15 protein-coding genes are annotated in these 15,832 nt (G+C 49.4%); 6 read left to right on the forward strand and 9 right to left on the reverse strand.

The window, feature by feature from the left end; all coding sequences use genetic code 11:
• Positions 1-8: 8 nt before the first annotated feature.
• On the reverse strand, positions 9-2,909 hold the full coding sequence (locus tag H6A12_RS10655; RefSeq protein ID WP_204447714.1) for an acyl-CoA dehydratase activase-related protein: 2,901 nt from the start codon (positions 2,907-2,909) through the stop codon (positions 9-11).
• A 220-nt stretch (positions 2,910-3,129) separates the two neighbouring features.
• Here H6A12_RS10655 and H6A12_RS10660 point away from each other — a divergent pair, with 220 nt between their 5' ends.
• Positions 3,130-3,642, forward strand: coding sequence for a flavin reductase (locus tag H6A12_RS10660; protein WP_204447715.1), 513 nt, complete (start codon positions 3,130-3,132; stop codon positions 3,640-3,642).
• A 76-nt stretch (positions 3,643-3,718) separates the two neighbouring features.
• On the opposite strand, the gene H6A12_RS10665 is transcribed toward H6A12_RS10660, so the two are convergent.
• The 8 genes from H6A12_RS10665 to H6A12_RS10700 form a co-directional block, all read right to left on the reverse strand.
• Positions 3,719-4,393, reverse strand: a complete 675-nt coding sequence (locus tag H6A12_RS10665) for a TIGR03936 family radical SAM-associated protein (RefSeq protein ID WP_204447718.1) — start codon at positions 4,391-4,393, stop codon at positions 3,719-3,721.
• Positions 4,386-6,224, reverse strand: a complete 1,839-nt coding sequence (locus H6A12_RS10670; RefSeq protein ID WP_204447721.1) for a TIGR03960 family B12-binding radical SAM protein — start codon at positions 6,222-6,224, stop codon at positions 4,386-4,388. Before H6A12_RS10670 ends, H6A12_RS10665 begins: the two co-directional genes overlap by 8 nt.
• A 185-nt stretch (positions 6,225-6,409) precedes the next feature.
• On the reverse strand, positions 6,410-7,192 hold the full coding sequence (gene spo0A, locus H6A12_RS10675; RefSeq protein ID WP_204447723.1) for a sporulation transcription factor Spo0A: 783 nt from the start codon (positions 7,190-7,192) through the stop codon (positions 6,410-6,412).
• A 122-nt stretch (positions 7,193-7,314) separates the two neighbouring features.
• A complete protein-coding gene (gene spoIVB, locus H6A12_RS10680; protein WP_204447726.1) occupies positions 7,315-8,535 on the reverse strand; it encodes a SpoIVB peptidase in 1,221 nt (406 codons plus the stop codon).
• 130 nt (positions 8,536-8,665) lie between these two features.
• Positions 8,666-8,929 (reverse strand): 30S ribosomal protein S18, encoded by a 264-nt coding sequence (rpsR, locus tag H6A12_RS10685; protein ID WP_204447728.1) that lies wholly within the window; start codon positions 8,927-8,929, stop codon positions 8,666-8,668.
• 24 nt (positions 8,930-8,953) lie between these two features.
• Positions 8,954-9,418: a single-stranded DNA-binding protein gene (locus H6A12_RS10690; RefSeq protein WP_204447730.1), complete on the reverse strand. Its 465-nt coding sequence runs from the start codon at positions 9,416-9,418 to the stop codon at positions 8,954-8,956.
• A gap of 17 nt (positions 9,419-9,435) precedes the next feature.
• Complete coding sequence (rpsF, locus tag H6A12_RS10695) at positions 9,436-9,735, reverse strand: 30S ribosomal protein S6 (RefSeq protein ID WP_204447732.1); 300 nt, start codon at positions 9,733-9,735, stop codon at positions 9,436-9,438.
• Positions 9,736-9,902: 167 nt separating this feature from the next.
• Positions 9,903-10,871 (reverse strand): RING finger protein, encoded by a 969-nt coding sequence (locus tag H6A12_RS10700; protein WP_204447734.1) that lies wholly within the window; start codon positions 10,869-10,871, stop codon positions 9,903-9,905.
• Positions 10,872-11,043: 172 nt separating this feature from the next.
• Here H6A12_RS10700 and H6A12_RS10705 point away from each other — a divergent pair, with 172 nt between their 5' ends.
• From H6A12_RS10705 to H6A12_RS10725, 5 genes are all read left to right on the forward strand, one after another.
• Positions 11,044-11,736 (forward strand): endonuclease III domain-containing protein, encoded by a 693-nt coding sequence (locus tag H6A12_RS10705; RefSeq protein ID WP_204447735.1) that lies wholly within the window; start codon positions 11,044-11,046, stop codon positions 11,734-11,736.
• A gap of 3 nt (positions 11,737-11,739) precedes the next feature.
• Positions 11,740-12,216, forward strand: coding sequence for a pyridoxamine 5'-phosphate oxidase family protein (locus H6A12_RS10710; protein ID WP_204447736.1), 477 nt, complete (start codon positions 11,740-11,742; stop codon positions 12,214-12,216).
• A gap of 85 nt (positions 12,217-12,301) precedes the next feature.
• On the forward strand, positions 12,302-13,969 hold the full coding sequence (gene ilvD / locus H6A12_RS10715; RefSeq protein WP_204447737.1) for a dihydroxy-acid dehydratase: 1,668 nt from the start codon (positions 12,302-12,304) through the stop codon (positions 13,967-13,969).
• Between the two features lie 91 nt (positions 13,970-14,060).
• Positions 14,061-15,239: an enoyl-ACP reductase FabV gene (gene fabV / locus H6A12_RS10720; protein ID WP_204447738.1), complete on the forward strand. Its 1,179-nt coding sequence runs from the start codon at positions 14,061-14,063 to the stop codon at positions 15,237-15,239.
• Complete coding sequence (locus tag H6A12_RS10725) at positions 15,239-15,697, forward strand: 8-oxo-dGTP diphosphatase (RefSeq protein WP_204447739.1); 459 nt, start codon at positions 15,239-15,241, stop codon at positions 15,695-15,697. Before fabV ends, H6A12_RS10725 begins: the two co-directional genes overlap by 1 nt.
• Positions 15,698-15,832: the final 135 nt, after the last annotated feature.

Here is a 15,832-nt window from a genome sequence, read left to right on the forward strand (position 1 = left end):
ATGCCTCCTCAGCGTCCGATTGCCGCAAACAAACTGCGCAGGCGGATCGTCACCGCGCCAAGGTTTGAAATTTCGTCAATTTTAATCTGTGTATAAATTTTTCCGTTTCGTTCTAAGATGTCGCGGACTTCGTCGGTTGTGATCGCATCGACGCCGCAGCCAAACGAAACGAGTTGCACGAGTTCCATGTCGGGCTGCGCGCTCACATAATCAGCTGCCGCATACAGCCGCGCATGATAGGTCCATTGGTTTAAAACATTTCGTTTTGTCTTTTTGGCGTGCACGCTCAGCACATCCTCTGAAATGACTGTCGCACCAAAGCTTGTGATGAGCTTGTCGATACCGTGGTTGATTTCCGGGTCGACATGATACGGTCTTCCTGACAGTACGATAATCTGGCGGTTTTCGTTTCGTGCCTGTGCAATCATTTCTTCGCCTTTTTTGCGGATATCCAAAAGATATGCGTCATATTCCGCATAGGCAGCCGCTGCCGCATCCTGTACTTCTTTCAGCGTAATATCCGAGAAGTACTGCGATAAAACAGCGTGCATCTTTTTGGGGAAATCCTTTTTGCGGTGAATGCCGACATAGTCTTTGATGAGTGTTTTTCCCTGAAGCGACGCCATATTTGCACCGATGACTTCCGGATAATAGGCAACGACCGGGCAGTTATAGTGGTTGTCGCCTAAGTGCTCGTCGAAGTTATACGACATGCACGGATAGAAAATCGTGTTGACGCCTTCGTCGATAAGCGCTTGCACATGACCGTGCATCAGCTTTGCCGGATAACATACCGTATCCGACGGAATCGTCTGCTGACCGTTTGTGTAGAGTGCGCGGCTCGACACCGGCGAGCGGTGCACAGTAAACGACAGCTTTGTAAAAAAGGTATGCCAGAACGGGAGCAGTTCATACATGTTCAGTCCCATCGGAATGCCGATTGTGCCGCGTTTGCCTTCCACAGGCGCATAGGAAAACAGTTTTTGCCGTTTATATGCGTAGAGATTTCGTTCATCCGACGAAGCGGCTTTTGTCACCGGGCGTTCACAGCGGTTGCCGCCGATGAATTTTCTGCCGTCGTGGAAGGTGTTTACAGTCAGGCGGCAGTGATTGTTGCACAGTCCGCAGGTGACAACGCGGATGTCGTGCGTGAATTCTATGAGCTCTTTTTGAGAGATGATCGTGCTTTTTTGATCGGGCTGTGCTTTTTGTTTTGCATACAGTGCCGCACCGTATGCGCCCATCAATCCCGAAATGTCCGGGCGAATGACTTCGGTACCGATTTCCTGTTCAAATGCACGCAGAACCGCGTCGTTTAAAAACGTGCCGCCCTGCACCACGATTTTTTTGCCGAGCTCACCCGGAGATGACGCACGAATGACTTTATACAGCGCGTTTTTGACAACCGCCAGCGACAGTCCGGCAGAAATATCCTCAATGGATGCACCGTCTTTCTGCGCCTGTTTGACGGATGAATTCATGAAAACCGTACAGCGGGAGCCGAGATCGACCGGTTTTTTCGCGAGCAGGCCGAGTTTTGAAAATTCCTCCGGCGAATAGTGGAGTGCATTTGCAAAGGTCTGCAAAAACGAACCGCATCCGGATGAGCATGCTTCGTTTAAAAAGATGTTATCGATGGCGCCGTTGTGAATTTTAAAGCACTTGATATCCTGGCCGCCGATATCGATGACAAACTGCACATCCGGCAAAAACGATTTTGCCGCCGTAAAATGCGCCACGGTTTCGACAATGCCATAATCGGCGCAAAACGCACTGCGGATCAGTTCTTCACCATAGCCGGTGACGGCTGCCGCTGCAATTTGAATATCCGGTTTTTGTTCGTATAATTCGGTCAAAAAGGTGCGGATCAGCGGAACAGGGTTGCCGCTGTTGGGCAGATAGACCTCGTGCAACAGCTCGTTTTGCTCGCCTATCACAACGGCTTTGACCGTCGTAGAGCCCGCATCAATACCGATGTACGTTTTGCCGTGATAACTTAAAAGATCGCCGCGTGTTGCACGGCAGCGGTTATGGCGTACTAAAAAGGCATCGTATTCCGCCTGATCGGAAAACAGCGGCGCGCGGTAAGAGAAGTTTCCTTTTGCCTGATAATGCGCGATGGCGTCGGATGCTTTTTTTAAGTCAATCGGCTGATCTGCGCAGAATGCCGCACCGATTGCCACATAGTAAAGCGAATTTTCCGGACAAACGCCGGTGGTATGAAGTGCTTCGTCAAAGCTTTGGCGAAGCGAAGAAGAAAAGGTGAGCGGTCCGCCTAAGTACACGATATTTCCTGTAATTTCCCGGCCTTGCGCCAATCCTGCGATTGTTTGGCTCACCACCGCATTATAAATACTCGCCGCAATGTCCGGCTTGCGTGCGCCTTGATTCAAAAGCGGCTGAATATCGGTTTTTGCAAATACACCGCAGCGGGAAGCGATTGTATATGTTTTTTCTTTTTGTTTTGCAAGTGTGTCGAGTTCTTCGGGTGTAACACTTAAAAGGGAAGCCATCTGATCGATAAATGCGCCTGTTCCGCCGGCACATGATCCATTCATGCGCACTTCCAGTCCGTTTGTTAAAAACAGAATTTTTGCATCCTCACCGCCTAACTCAATGACAACATCCGTGTTCGGAAGCAGACGGTTGACGCACACACGCGCTGCATATACTTCCTGTACAAACGGAATGGCAGTGTTTTCTGCAATACCGATTCCCGCAGAACCGGAAATTGCAAGATATGCTTCCTGCTGTTCCGGAAATCGGCTGCGAATTTTTGCAAGCAGCTGTCCGCAGCTTTCAATAATCTGCGAGAAATGACGTTCATATGATTGATAAATAAAATGGTTTTGATCGTCTAATACAACGCATTTAATCGTAGTTGATCCGATGTCCAATCCGATTCTCACGTTATCCCTCCAATTTGTTTTTTCACGTTCTTATCTATTTTACAGCGGTTTTTTTTAAAATGCAAGATTTCATTCTGGACGTTGATGTGTGCGGGAACAGAAAATCATTGATTCTTCAGCAAAAAATGAAAAAAACTCTCCTTTTCTCCCCCTTTACAGAAGCGGAAAAGCAGTGTATCATAGCATTTATAGAAACCAACAGCAGGAGGATTTTTTCATCATGACTGAATTCATTCAATGTTCTCCCTATGAACTGACACAAAACCCGTTTTCATTGATCGGAAAGGATTGGGCGCTCTTAACAGGCGGTACGCTCGGCAGCTGCAACCCGATGACAGTCAGCTGGGGCGGACTGGGAATTTTATGGAATAAACCGGTGGCAACGGTCTATGTTCGCCCGCAGCGTCATACGTTTGGATTTATGGAATCACACCACACATTCACACTCTCGTTTTTCGAAAATGATCCGGAATACCGGAAAATGCTTGCATTCTGCGGCAAAGAGTCAGGCCGCACAGTGAACAAGTGGGAAGCATGCGGTCTGCATCCGATTACGCTCGACAGCGGTGCCGCACCGGCAGAAGCTTCGCTTGTGCTCGTATGCCGTAAGCTGTATGCGCAGGACCTCAAAGAGGAATGCTTTGTGGAGCGTTCTGTGATTGAGCCGAACTATCCGGACAAAGATTTTCATCGTATGTATATCGGTGAGATTGTAGCGAGCTACAAACGGTAATCTCAAATGAACACAAAAAATCACCTCAATTCGTCAGCAGAACGCTAGCGATTGAGGTGATTTTTTATGCAGTGAATCAGCAGAACGATGTGCCGTCTGCCATTAAAAGCGACTCGCGGCAAATCTGCCAGCGAAGCGGCATTTGATCGTTTGCCTGTACGAATGCATCCAGTAAAAGCGACGGATTCAAGTTGCTTTGAATGCCGGCTTGGGTTTTGAGTGTGAGCAAAACAGAATCTTCGGCAGCTTCACAGGACAACAATGCACACATCGGACGGATGTCAATCTGTTTGGTGATTTTGCGGCGTCCCTGTTTTGCGCGTTTTTCCACCAGAATCTGTTCGCTGTCCATGAACGCACAAAACCGCGCGCGCAGTTCCTCAGCGGAACAGTTGCCGGCAAACAGGCGGATCGTGTAGATTGCATGGGTGATTGCCTGTGGCTTGTGCACGATTTTTGCAGTGGATACAACGCGGATATCCGGCGGAAGCGTTTGATTTAAACGGATTGTCACTTCATCGAGTGAGAATTCTTCGTCGGTTAAGCGCAGGTCCATCACTTCGCTTTTGCTCTCGTATCCCAAAGAGAGGGGAAGTGCAAACGTCAGATAAATGTGCGGATTAAAGCCTTCGGTGTACCACACCGGCAGCTTTGCGCGCACAATGGCACGCTGCATACAGCGCATCATGTCAAGATGGGAAATATACCGTGCGCGTCCGGTTTTGTGATAAAAAACACGAATATCAATCAAAGCATTTCCCTCCCACTAATGTATTGGCGCCGCAGCCTGCACATTGCATCCGGCAGTTTTTTGTCACCGATGCTTCGTGCGCTTTTTTGTTTTCCCGCTGTAAAAAGGCTTCGCTCACACAGTAATCAAGGTGGCTCCAAGGCAGAACTTCGTCAAATGAACGGCGGCGGTTTGCGTAAAAGGCAGGATCAAGACCGCATTCTTTGAATGCTTCCATCCACCGGTCGTAATGGAACTGGTCGTCCCAGCTGTCAAACGTGCAGCCTTTTTGGAATGCTTTGTAGATGACCTGTGAAAGCCGGCGATCGCCGCGGGCAAACACCGCCTCCAAAACCGAGGCATCGGAATGGTGATATTTGAGCGAGATTTTTTTGCTGGTGACCGCATCGCGCAGAATGCGGTGTTTTTCTTCGATCTGTGCAAAGGTGTCCTGCGGTTCGTACTGGAACGGCGTAAACGGTTTCGGTACAAATGTCGAAACAGAAACCGTCACATTGACCGACTGTCCTTTCGGACGGTTTTCAGTGTGATAGTAAAGATCCACCACGCGCTGTGCAAGCTCAATGATGCCGCGGATGTCTTCTTCTGCTTCTGTGGGCAGACCGATCATAAAGTAAAGCTTCACAGACGAATAGCCGCCTTCAAATGCCAGACGGCAGCTGTGCATAACGTCTTCTTCCGAAATGTTTTTGTTGATGACGTCGCGCATACGCTGTGTACCGGCTTCGGGCGCAAACGTTAAGCCGCTTTTGCGCACGGCTTTGATTTTTTCGAGCAGTTCTTCGGAGAAGTTGTCGATGCGCAAAGAGGGAAGTGTCATGTTGATATGGCGTGTCTGCGTGTAGTCAAATAATTCCGTCAGCAGTGATTCCATGTCCGAGTAGTCGCTCGTACTGAGCGACGAGAGCGACACTTCTTCATAGCCGGTCGATTCACATAAATCACGGCATTCTGCGCAGATGGTGCCCGGTTTCTTTTCACGCAGCGGACGGTACAAAAATCCTGCCTGACAGAAGCGGCATCCGCGGATACAGCCGCGCAGTACTTCGACGACAGCACGGTCATGCACGGTACCCATAAACGGAACGATGAAGTTCTCCGGATAAAATACCTTGTCAAAGTCGCGGATAATCCGTTTTTTGACGGTTTTCGGTGCATCGTCTTTTGCGGTGATCTGTGCGACCGTTCCGTCTTCGTTATAAGTGACATCGTAAAGTGACGGAACGTAAATGCCTTCGAGCTGAGCGGCTTTTTGTAAAAACGCTGCTTTTGATTCGTTCGCTTCTTTCGAAGCACGATATAAATCCATCAGCTCGTTCATGAGTTCTTCGCCTTCACCGAGCATGAACAGATCCACAAAGTCGACAAGCGGCTCCGGGTTGCATGCACACGGACCGCCGGCAACAACCAGGTTTTTGAGCGAAGGACGGTCTTTTGCGAGCACCGGCACGCCGCCTAATTTGAGCATATTCAAAATGTTTGTGTAGGAAAGTTCATATTGAAGCGTAAAGCCGATTACATCAAAATCAGAAAGCGGGTCAAGGCTTTCGAGCGCATAAAGCGGGATGTTTTCCTGCTGTAATGCTTCTTCAAAATCGACCCATGGCGCAAATACACGTTCGCACCAGGTGTCCTCCCGGTGGTTTAACAGGGAATAGAGAATCTTCATGCCAAGATGTGACATACCGATTTCATACGTATCGGGAAAGCAAAATGCAAACCGTATGGAAACGGCGTTTTTATCTTTCATGACGCTGTTTAATTCGCCGCCGGTATAGCGGGACGGCTTTTGCACACGCATCAAAATGTGGTCAAGTTGTTGTAGCTGCATAATTCCTCCAAAACAACGGATATTCTTTCTTTTGATTCTTTTTATTGTACCATAAATGATGCGAAAAAGAAAGAAAATCGCTGTGATTTGCTTGTTTTGCAATAAAAAAGCTCCTTCTTTCAGAAAATAAAACCGTGATACGGCTTTGTTTTCGTCAAAAAGGAACTTTTGTGTTTTTAAGCATGTTATCGAGCGACTGCATTCATTCGTTTGAGCTTTAAACGAAGCTTGTCTGCGATCATTGCAATAAATTCGGAGTTTGTGGGTTTTCCGCGACCGGTGTTGATCGTATAGCCGAAATAGTCGTTGAGCGTGTCCACATCGCCGCGGTCCCATGCGATCTCGATGGCGTGGCGGATTGCGCGTTCGACACGGGAAGAAGTGGTCTGGAACGTTTTTGCAATCGTCGGATACAAAAGCTTTGTCACGGAGTTGATCATCTCCTGATCGTTGACGCTCAAAATGATGGCTTCGCGGATATAGTGATATCCTTTGATATGCGCCGGAATGCCGATGTGCAGAATCAGATCGGTGACGATTGCTTCAAGATCGTCGGTTGCAGTGCCCGGATGGTTGATATCGAGTGGTTTTCCTGATTTCATTCCGCCCAAGGACAGCACACGGTCACAAAGCGCCTGATTGTCAAACGGGCGGAGCATATAATAACTTGCGCCGTTTTGCATCACTTCGTTTTCGACATATTGATTGTCATAGCCGCTTACGACAATGACTTTCGGCGGATTCGGATGCTTGTCCAGCGCACGAAGCACGTCAATGGCATCTTTTTGGGACATAAACGATTCCATGACGACAACATCCGGTTTCCAGTCGAAAATTGTTTGCAGGACGCGATTGCCGTCTTTTGCAACGAGCGATACATCTGCACCGCACTGGGAGAGCAGGTCACTGCAAGCCATGCCAAAGTGAATCGAATTATCTCCAATCAAAACTTTTAAATGCTTTTGCATAAAGGATACCTCCACTAAGTTGATAGTTATAGGATACCATATATTACCAAACAATGCAACAGCAAAATCAAAAAAATTACTAACAAATGGAAATTTGTTTGCAAAAACAGGATTGTCGCGGTTTATTCCATGGTAGAAAGCATATTTTCGGCAAAAATTCCATATCCTCGCGTCGGATTGTTGACAAAAACATGCGTCACAGCGCCGACAAGTTTCTCGTTTTGAAGAATCGGTGAGCCGCTCATTCCCTGTACAATGCCGCCGGTGCGTTCAAGCAGGGCTTCATCGGTCACGGTGATGATCATGTTTTTGGTGAGCGCCTGCTCGTTCATGTTGATTTCATCAATGCGGATCTGGTACTCTTGGACGCCGTCATCGCCGAGTGTGCAGCGAATCACAGCATCACCCGGTTTTACTTCCTGCTTGTGCAGCACTTCCACTTCCTGTGTCGCTGCGAGTGTTTCGTCGGTAATTGTACCGAACACACCTGTCTGCGTGTTTTGGCTGAGTGTACCGCACGGCTCGTTTGAGGAAAAACTGCCTTTCAATTCACCGGGAGTACCGACAACACCTTTTTTGATTCCCGACAGATGAACCGGGCAGATCTGACCGGCAGACAACGGCATCAAAAGGCCGGTGTCACCGTCGTTGATTCCATGGCCGAGTCCGCCGAATGCACCGGTTTCACTTTCGTAATAGGAAACCGTGCCGATGCCGGCAGTCGAATCCCGCACCCACAATCCGCCTTTATACGTTCCGTCCATTCCTTTTGCCGGCTGCAATGTCGCATGATATACCACGTCATCACGCGAATAGGCGATGTCATAAGAGGAAGCACCGCTTGAAAACAAGGCGGCCACTTCTTCGTTGGTGAACACTTCTGTGCCGTTGATCGTCAAAATGGTGTCACCTTTTTGGATACCCGCTTCTGCGGCAGGATAGACGGTTCCGTTCGGTGTTTCCACGGCGGCGGTGTCAATCACGAGCACGCCTTTTGTAAACAGCTTGATGCCGAACAGCGTGCCGCCCGGTGTCACAGTTTCGCGTTCTTTGACGCTCACGTGCGTTTGCGTAATCGGGAAGATGCCGAACAGACGAACAGTCACCTGTTCGGAAGTACCGAGCGATTGTCCTGCCAGACTTGTTTGGTCATAGGAAATCGGCGAACCGCTTTTTAGATAAGAAAGCGAGGCGAATGACAGCTCTTCGCCGGGAGATACGTAAAAATTTTCGGGAATTTGCTGCTCTAAGCAAAACGCAGTGCCGAAAAAGAATGTTGCAAGCGCCGCAGCTGCAGCGGCTGTTTTATGGATGATACTGCGCAGTATTTGATTTCGCTTCATAAAAAAGATTCCTCCAAATATCGATGGTGCTTTTGATAGTGTGCACCGGAATATTTATTTTATTGGAGGAAAAATCATATAAAAAAAGACGGTTTTATGAAAAAACCGCCTTTTTTTAAACAATGTAAAATCAGTCGCTCACATACGGCAGCAGAGCAGCCTGTCTTGCACGTTTGATTGCAACAGTCAGCTCGCGCTGGTGACGTGCACAAGTGCCGGTTACACGGCGCGGAACGATTTTCGCACGCTCAGAAAGATAACGGCGCAGTTTTGCAACGTCTTTGTAATCGATGTGTTCAGCTTTATCAACGCAGAAAGCGCAAACTTTTTTGCGGGATCTTCTGCCTGCCGGACGATTCGGGCGTTCCGGTCTTTCGTTATGGTTTCTCTCCATCAATACTTTACCTCCTTGTAAATTTTAAAACGGAAGATCGCTGTCGTCATCTTCGATTGCTTCAAAATCACCGATGCTGAATCCGGTGCCTTTGGTCGGCTCCGCAAAGCTTTCGGGTTTTGGAACAGGGAAAGATGCCGGTGCCTGCGAACGCGGTGCAGAATCCGATTTGCTGTCTGCAAAATAGACCTGCTCTGCAAGCACTTCAAATGCGGTGCGTTTGTTTCCGTTTTTGTCTTCGTAGTTCCTTGTTTGAATCGAGCCTTCAATCGCAATCATACGGCCTTTTTGAAAATAGCGGCAGATGAAATCAGCCGTCTGTCTCCAAGCCACGATGTTGATGAAGTCTGTTTGGCGCGAACCGCCGTCTTTCGGTGCGTAGTTTCTGTCAACTGCGATCGAAAACGACGTAACGGATGTGCCGTTCGGAGTTTGCTTATGCTCAGGATCAGCCGTAAGCCGTCCCATCAAAATAACGCGATTCAGCATAACCAAAACACCTCCGATTATTCGCTTACGCGAAGTGTCACAACCGAACGCATTACGCCATCAGTGATGTTTAATACGCGCTCGAGCTCTGCCGGGAACGACGGAGCAGAAGTAAAGTTGAACAGAACGTAGTAGCCCTCGGTCTCATAGTTGATCGGGTAAGCCAGTCTGCGTTTGCCCCACTCATCAACAGAATCCAGGGTTGCGTTTGCGGAGATCAGTGCATTGATTTTCTCAACCAGTGCTTTGATGCCGTCTTCGCCAACTTTGGTACTAAAAACGATGAGTGCTTCGTATTTCTCTGTGAGTTTTGCCATGTTGGTGCACCTCCTTTTGGACATATGCCTCTTTGCGTTTTGCAAAGGGGAAGGAGTTTATCCGGCATTCGGATAAACAAAATGCGAACAAAAGCCGCATACATCTGATATTTTATCAGGCAATGCGGCTTTTGTCAAGAATTTGTTTTTAAAAATAACGTTTTTCTTTATAAAAAGAAGAGAAGCATGAAAAATGCGAGAACATTGACTGCTGCATAAGCGATCAGAAGACCGGCAATGAGTTTTGTTGCAACCGAGCCTTTTTTCGCGAGCAGTGCACGGCATTCTTCCGGAGAAGAAGTGACAGCGCGCGCTTTTGCAATATGCTTTTGACAGTGGCGCATATAAAGCGTGTTTGCAAAAAATCCGCAGACAAACCGCATTGCAAGCGCTAAAAGCTGGCAAATCATGCTGATGGTCGTGATAGAAGTGAACGAGTCGGACGGCATCAGCGTCGAAGCAGATGTCATCGCCTGATAGGTCATCAAATACTGCGGCAGGGAGATGAGCATCTGAATCAAAAAGATGAGAATGCCCGTGCCGTACATTTTGCGGTATAAGAAATATCCGCCCTGGAAGAAAAATGCGCTCCAGTTGATGATTTTTGTTTTGGAGCGGGCAAGCTCACGGAAACGGAGCAAAAAGTAATGCGCGTTTCTGCCGATATATGCGGCATAGTCCTGTGCCTGAATGCCTTCGATTTCTTCTTCGGGCGGAACGGACTGTGCCTGTGCAAACATACCAAACGGCATCGGGCCAAATCCCTGCGGCATGCCGTTGGTGCCTTGCTGTGCCGAATAAGGCGGTGTCTGGGCGTTTGCTTGATGCGGCATAGAAAGCGGTGTGCCGCAGGTATTGCAAAACAGCGCAGAATTGGGATTCTCAGCACCGCACCGCGGGCACGTTCTGCCCGCTTCGGCAGAAGATTCGTCAGAAGCGGTGTGTGCGTCCGATTCGGGCTGCGGCGGTGTCCACGGTGTGTGCGATTCGTGAAGCTGTGGGAAAATGCATTCGCCTTTTTCCATCAGACAAGCACGGTGATACGGTGCACCACAGACAGGACAGACAACGATGTCGTCATCCTTTGTAAAAGGTTTGCCGCAGATCGGACAGGGAATATGTTCATAGCGGTTCATGTGTGTAAAAGACCCTCCAACCGGAAAAATCATGATTTTTGTTTTCATTATACCGGTTTTGTGTCGAATAGTAAAGGAAAAAGTAACAGACAAACTGTGAACATTCTGCTAACCGCATTCCCTTTTTGGCCGGTTTCGTGGTATACTTAAAAAAACAGCAGGAGGGAGTTTTATGACAAAAAAAGAACGTGCGGCACAGGCGGTCGCCATTTTGAAAGAACGATATCCGGAAGCGATTTGTTCGCTTGTCTATGATAAAGAAAAACCATACGAACTGGTGATTGCCACACGGCTTTCGGCGCAGTGTACTGACGCCCGCGTGAACATCGTGACAAAGGAGCTGTTTGCACGCTACGATTCGCTCGAAGCATTTGCAAACGCTGACCTTGCCGAGGTGGAGGAGATCGTCAAGCCGTGCGGCTTTTTCCGGATGAAGGCGAAGGATACCATCGGTATGTGTCAGGCGATGCTTTCGCGTTTTGACGGAAAAGTGCCCGATACCATCGAGGAACTGATTACACTGCCGGGTGTCGGTCGGAAAACAGCGAACCTGATTGTCGGCGACATTTACCACAAGCCGTCGATCGTGACAGACACGCACTGCATCCGTATTTGCGGCAGGCTCGGTCTTACGACCGGCATCACAGAGCCGAAAAAGGTGGAAGATGCCCTGCGGCCGATTCTTGATCCGGTGGAATCGGGGGACTTTTGCCATCGGCTTGTATTGTTCGGGCGGGATGTCTGTACTGCACGTGCACCGAAATGTGAAGAGTGTCCGTTGAAACCGATTTGTAAAGAAGGACCTGCACCGAAAAAGACGAAAAAGCCGTCGGCTCGTGCAAAAATCAAACCAGAGGAGGCATAAGAAATGCGCAGAAAAGACAGAGAGATAACCGATTTGAATGATATTCGTGCGATTTTTGCGCGATGCCTAAATATTACACTTTCGATGTGCGATGATGGCAGACCGTATGCAGTGCCGCTGAATTTCGGCGTGCGCGAAGAAGATGGAAAGCTTGTGATTTACGCACATTGCGCAAAATCGGGCAGAAAACTTTCGTGTATTGAAAAGAATCCGGCAGTATGTGTGTCGTGCGGACGTGTGCTTTCGATTGTGGACGGCGATTCTGCCTGTGACATGACTGCAAAATATGAAAGCGTGGTCGGATTCGGAAATGCAGAGGTTTTATCGGATGGCGATGCGCTGCTTGACGCGGGACTTCATGCGGTTGTTTCGCATTACGGCGAACATCCGGGCGATGCGTTTGAAAAGTACCGAAAAGCGACTGCGGTGATTCGCATCGTGCTCGATGAAGTGACCGGAAAGTCGAATTGCAAGGCGTAAGAAACATTTTTTCTTGACATCGCGCGCAAGAACGCGTATGATGAATGATAATTTAATACTGTAAAACAGAAAAGGGGTTTGAGTGATGAACAGTGAAGCAATCATGCAGGGCGCGCAGAATGCGCCGCATCGTGCATTGTTTTCCGCACTTGGTTATACAAAAGAGGAGATGAGCCGTCCGCTGGTCGGCATTGTCTGCTCGCAGAATGAGATCGTTCCGGGACATATGGAGCTTGACCGGATTGCAGACGCCGTGAAACTGGGTGTTGCAATGGCAGGCGGTACACCGGTTGTTTTTCCGGCAATCGCGGTGTGCGACGGTATCGCGATGGGACATCAGGGAATGAAGTATTCGCTGGTCACACGCGATTTGATCGCCGATTCCACCGAAGCAATGGCAATGGCGCACGGATTTGATGCGCTCGTCATGATTCCAAACTGCGACAAAAACGTGCCGGGTCTTTTGATGGCGGCGGCAAGACTGAATATTCCGACCATTTTTGTGAGCGGCGGCCCGATGCTTGCAGGTACTGTGGACGGCTGTAAGGTGAGCTTTTCGGCGGCATCCGAGGCAGTCGGCGCATATCTTTCCGGAAAAATTTCCGCAGAAAAAATGCAGGAGTTTGAGGAAAAAACATGCCCGACATGTGGTTCCTGTTCCGGTATGTACACGGCAAACTCGATGAACTGCCTGACCGAGGTGCTCGGCATGGGCCTTTGCGGAAACGGCACGATTCCGGCAGTGTATTCCGAACGCATCCGTTTGGCAAAGCATGCCGGCATGCAGATCATGGAGCTTGTCCGCAAAAATATCCGCCCGCGTGATATTATGACAGAATCGGCATTCCGCAATGCGCTCACGATGGATATGGCGCTCGGATGCAGTACAAACAGCATGCTTCACCTGCCGGCGATTGCACATGAGGCAGGCATTGAGCTCAATATGGACATGGCAAATGAAATCAGCGACCGCACACCGAACCTGTGCCATTTGGCACCTGCCGGCCCGCATCATATGGAAGATTTGTACGAAGCAGGCGGCGTGTATGCCGTCATGCACGAAATCAGCAAGCTTGGCCTTTTGGATGAAAGCTGCATGACCTGTACCGGCAAAACGGTGGGCGAAAACATTCAATCGAGCAAAAACAAAAACCCCGACGTCATTCGTCCGGTCGAGAATCCGTACAGCAAAACGGGCGGCATTGCAGTGCTTCGCGGCAACTTAGCGCCGGATTCCTGCGTCGTCAAACGGTCTGCTGTCGCACCGGAGATGCTCTGCCATTCCGGTCCGGCACGCGTGTTTGACAGCGAAGAAGATGCGATGGCGGCGATCAACGGCGATCAGATCCACGACGGTGATGTTGTGGTCATCCGCTATGAAGGTCCGAAAGGCGGCCCGGGTATGCGCGAGATGCTCAATCCGACTTCTGCCATCATGGGACGCGGACTCGGCAGCACGGTTGCACTCATCACCGACGGACGCTTTTCAGGTGCGACACGCGGCGCTGCCATCGGACACGTTTCACCGGAAGCAGCAGTCGGCGGCAATATTGCACTCGTCGAAGAGGGCGATATCATCGATATCGACATCATGGCAAATACGATCAATGTGCGCGTGTCGGATGAAGAACTGGCAAAACGGCGTGCCGCATGGACACCGAAAGAGCCGCGGATCAAAACCGGCTATCTTGCGCGGTATGCATCGCTTGTCACATCCGGCAACCGCGGTGCAATTCTCGAAGTGAAGAAATAAACAAAAATACAGCGGATTGTTGCGTTGCTTGCAAAAGAAGTCGATTTATGGTATGCTGTGTAAAACAATCTTTGTGTAAAGGAGAACCGACATGATTGTAAAACCGAAAATTCGTGGATTCATCTGCACAACCGCACATCCGGACGGATGCAAAGCGATTGTCAAAGAGCAGATCGATTATGTAAAATCACAGGCAAAAACCGAAGGCCCGAAAAAAGTGCTCGTCATCGGCGCTTCGATGGGATATGGACTCGCTTCCCGTATTTCTGCGGCATATTCGTGCGGCGCGGCAACGCTCGGCGTGATTTTTGACCGCAACGGCAGCGAAAAACGTACCGGTACAGCCGGCTGGTATAACACCGCCGCATTCGAAGAATTTGCAAAAGCAGACGGACTGTATGCAAAAACAATAAACGGCGACGCTTATTCAAAAGAGATCAAAGACAAAGTGATCGAAACGATCAAAGCGGATCTCGGCAAAGTTGATATGGTCGTTTACAGCTTAGCAGCACCGAAACGTGTGGCAGCTGACGGCACAGTCTATAGCTCTGTGCTCAAAACAACCGGCGAATCGTATACCAATAAAACGATTGACTTGAAAAACCGCACCGTTTCCGATGTGACCATCGAACCGGCAACCGAGGAAGAGATCACACATACCGTGAAAGTCATGGGCGGCGAAGATTGGCGTGACTGGATCGACGCACTGCGTGCAGCTGATGCAATCGAGCCGCATGCGGTTACTGTTGCATATTCGTACATCGGTCCGGAACTGACCCATCCGATGTATTTTGACGGTTCGATCGGCCGTGCAAAAGCACACCTCGCGCGCACTGCAGAGGAAATCAGTGCAGAATGCGGCGGTATTCGTGCATACATTTCGGTAAACAAGGCGCTTGTAACCCAGTCGAGTGCAGCAATTCCGATCGTTCCGCTGTACATCTCGATTCTGTACAAGGTCATGAAAGCGCACGGCAACCACGAAGGCTGCATCGAGCAGATGTACCGTCTGTTCCACGACAAGCTGTACGGCGCGTCGGTCTGCACCGATGAATCGGGTATGGTGCGCATGGACGACTGGGAGATGGAAGAAGACATCCAGAAAGAAGTTTCTGCACTTTGGGAAAACATCTCGACCGAAACGCTCGGCGAATGTGCGGACATCGACGGTTACTGGCATGATTTTTATCGTCTGTTTGGCTTTGAGGCAGCAGGCGTTGACTATGATGCAGACGAGGATGTTGTTCGTCCGATCGAAGGCGTGGAATAATGGCACGCGAGGAACGCGCTGTTTTTACGAATATGTGTATGATCTCCGATGCGTCGGGAAACGTGTTGGTGCAGAATCGAAACAGCAAAGACTGGCCGGGTGTTACGTTTCCGGGCGGTCATGTGGAGCCTGGGGAATCGTTTGTGCAGTCGGTAATCCGTGAGGTGTATGAAGAAACGGGACTGACGATAGAGAACCCCCGTCTGTGCGGCATAAAACAGTTTCAGACGGATGACGGCGCACGATATGTTGTGCTGCTTTACCGGACCGAAACGTTTTCAGGTGTGCTCAAAAGTTCAGATGAAGGCGAGGTCTTTTGGATAAAAAAAGACGAACTTGCCGCACATGCTTTGCCGGTTGATTTTCTGCCGATGGTCGAGGTGTTTGAGTCAGAGAAACTGACGGAATGTTATTATGAGAAGACACCGCAGGATGCGTGGGAGATGCGATTGATGTAAATAAAAAAGCAAGCCGAAAAAAACGGCTTGCACTTGTCAAGAGAAAGTAGACAGTAAAAAGAATATTTATCAGAAGCCCCGTTCGGTTTTAAACTGAACGGGGCTTCTGTAACCCAATGCAGCGGCCGGACGGTG

It is taken from the genome of Merdimmobilis hominis (genome assembly GCF_016901855.1).
In the GTDB taxonomy this organism is placed as follows: Bacteria; Bacillota; Clostridia; order Oscillospirales; family Ruminococcaceae; genus Paludihabitans.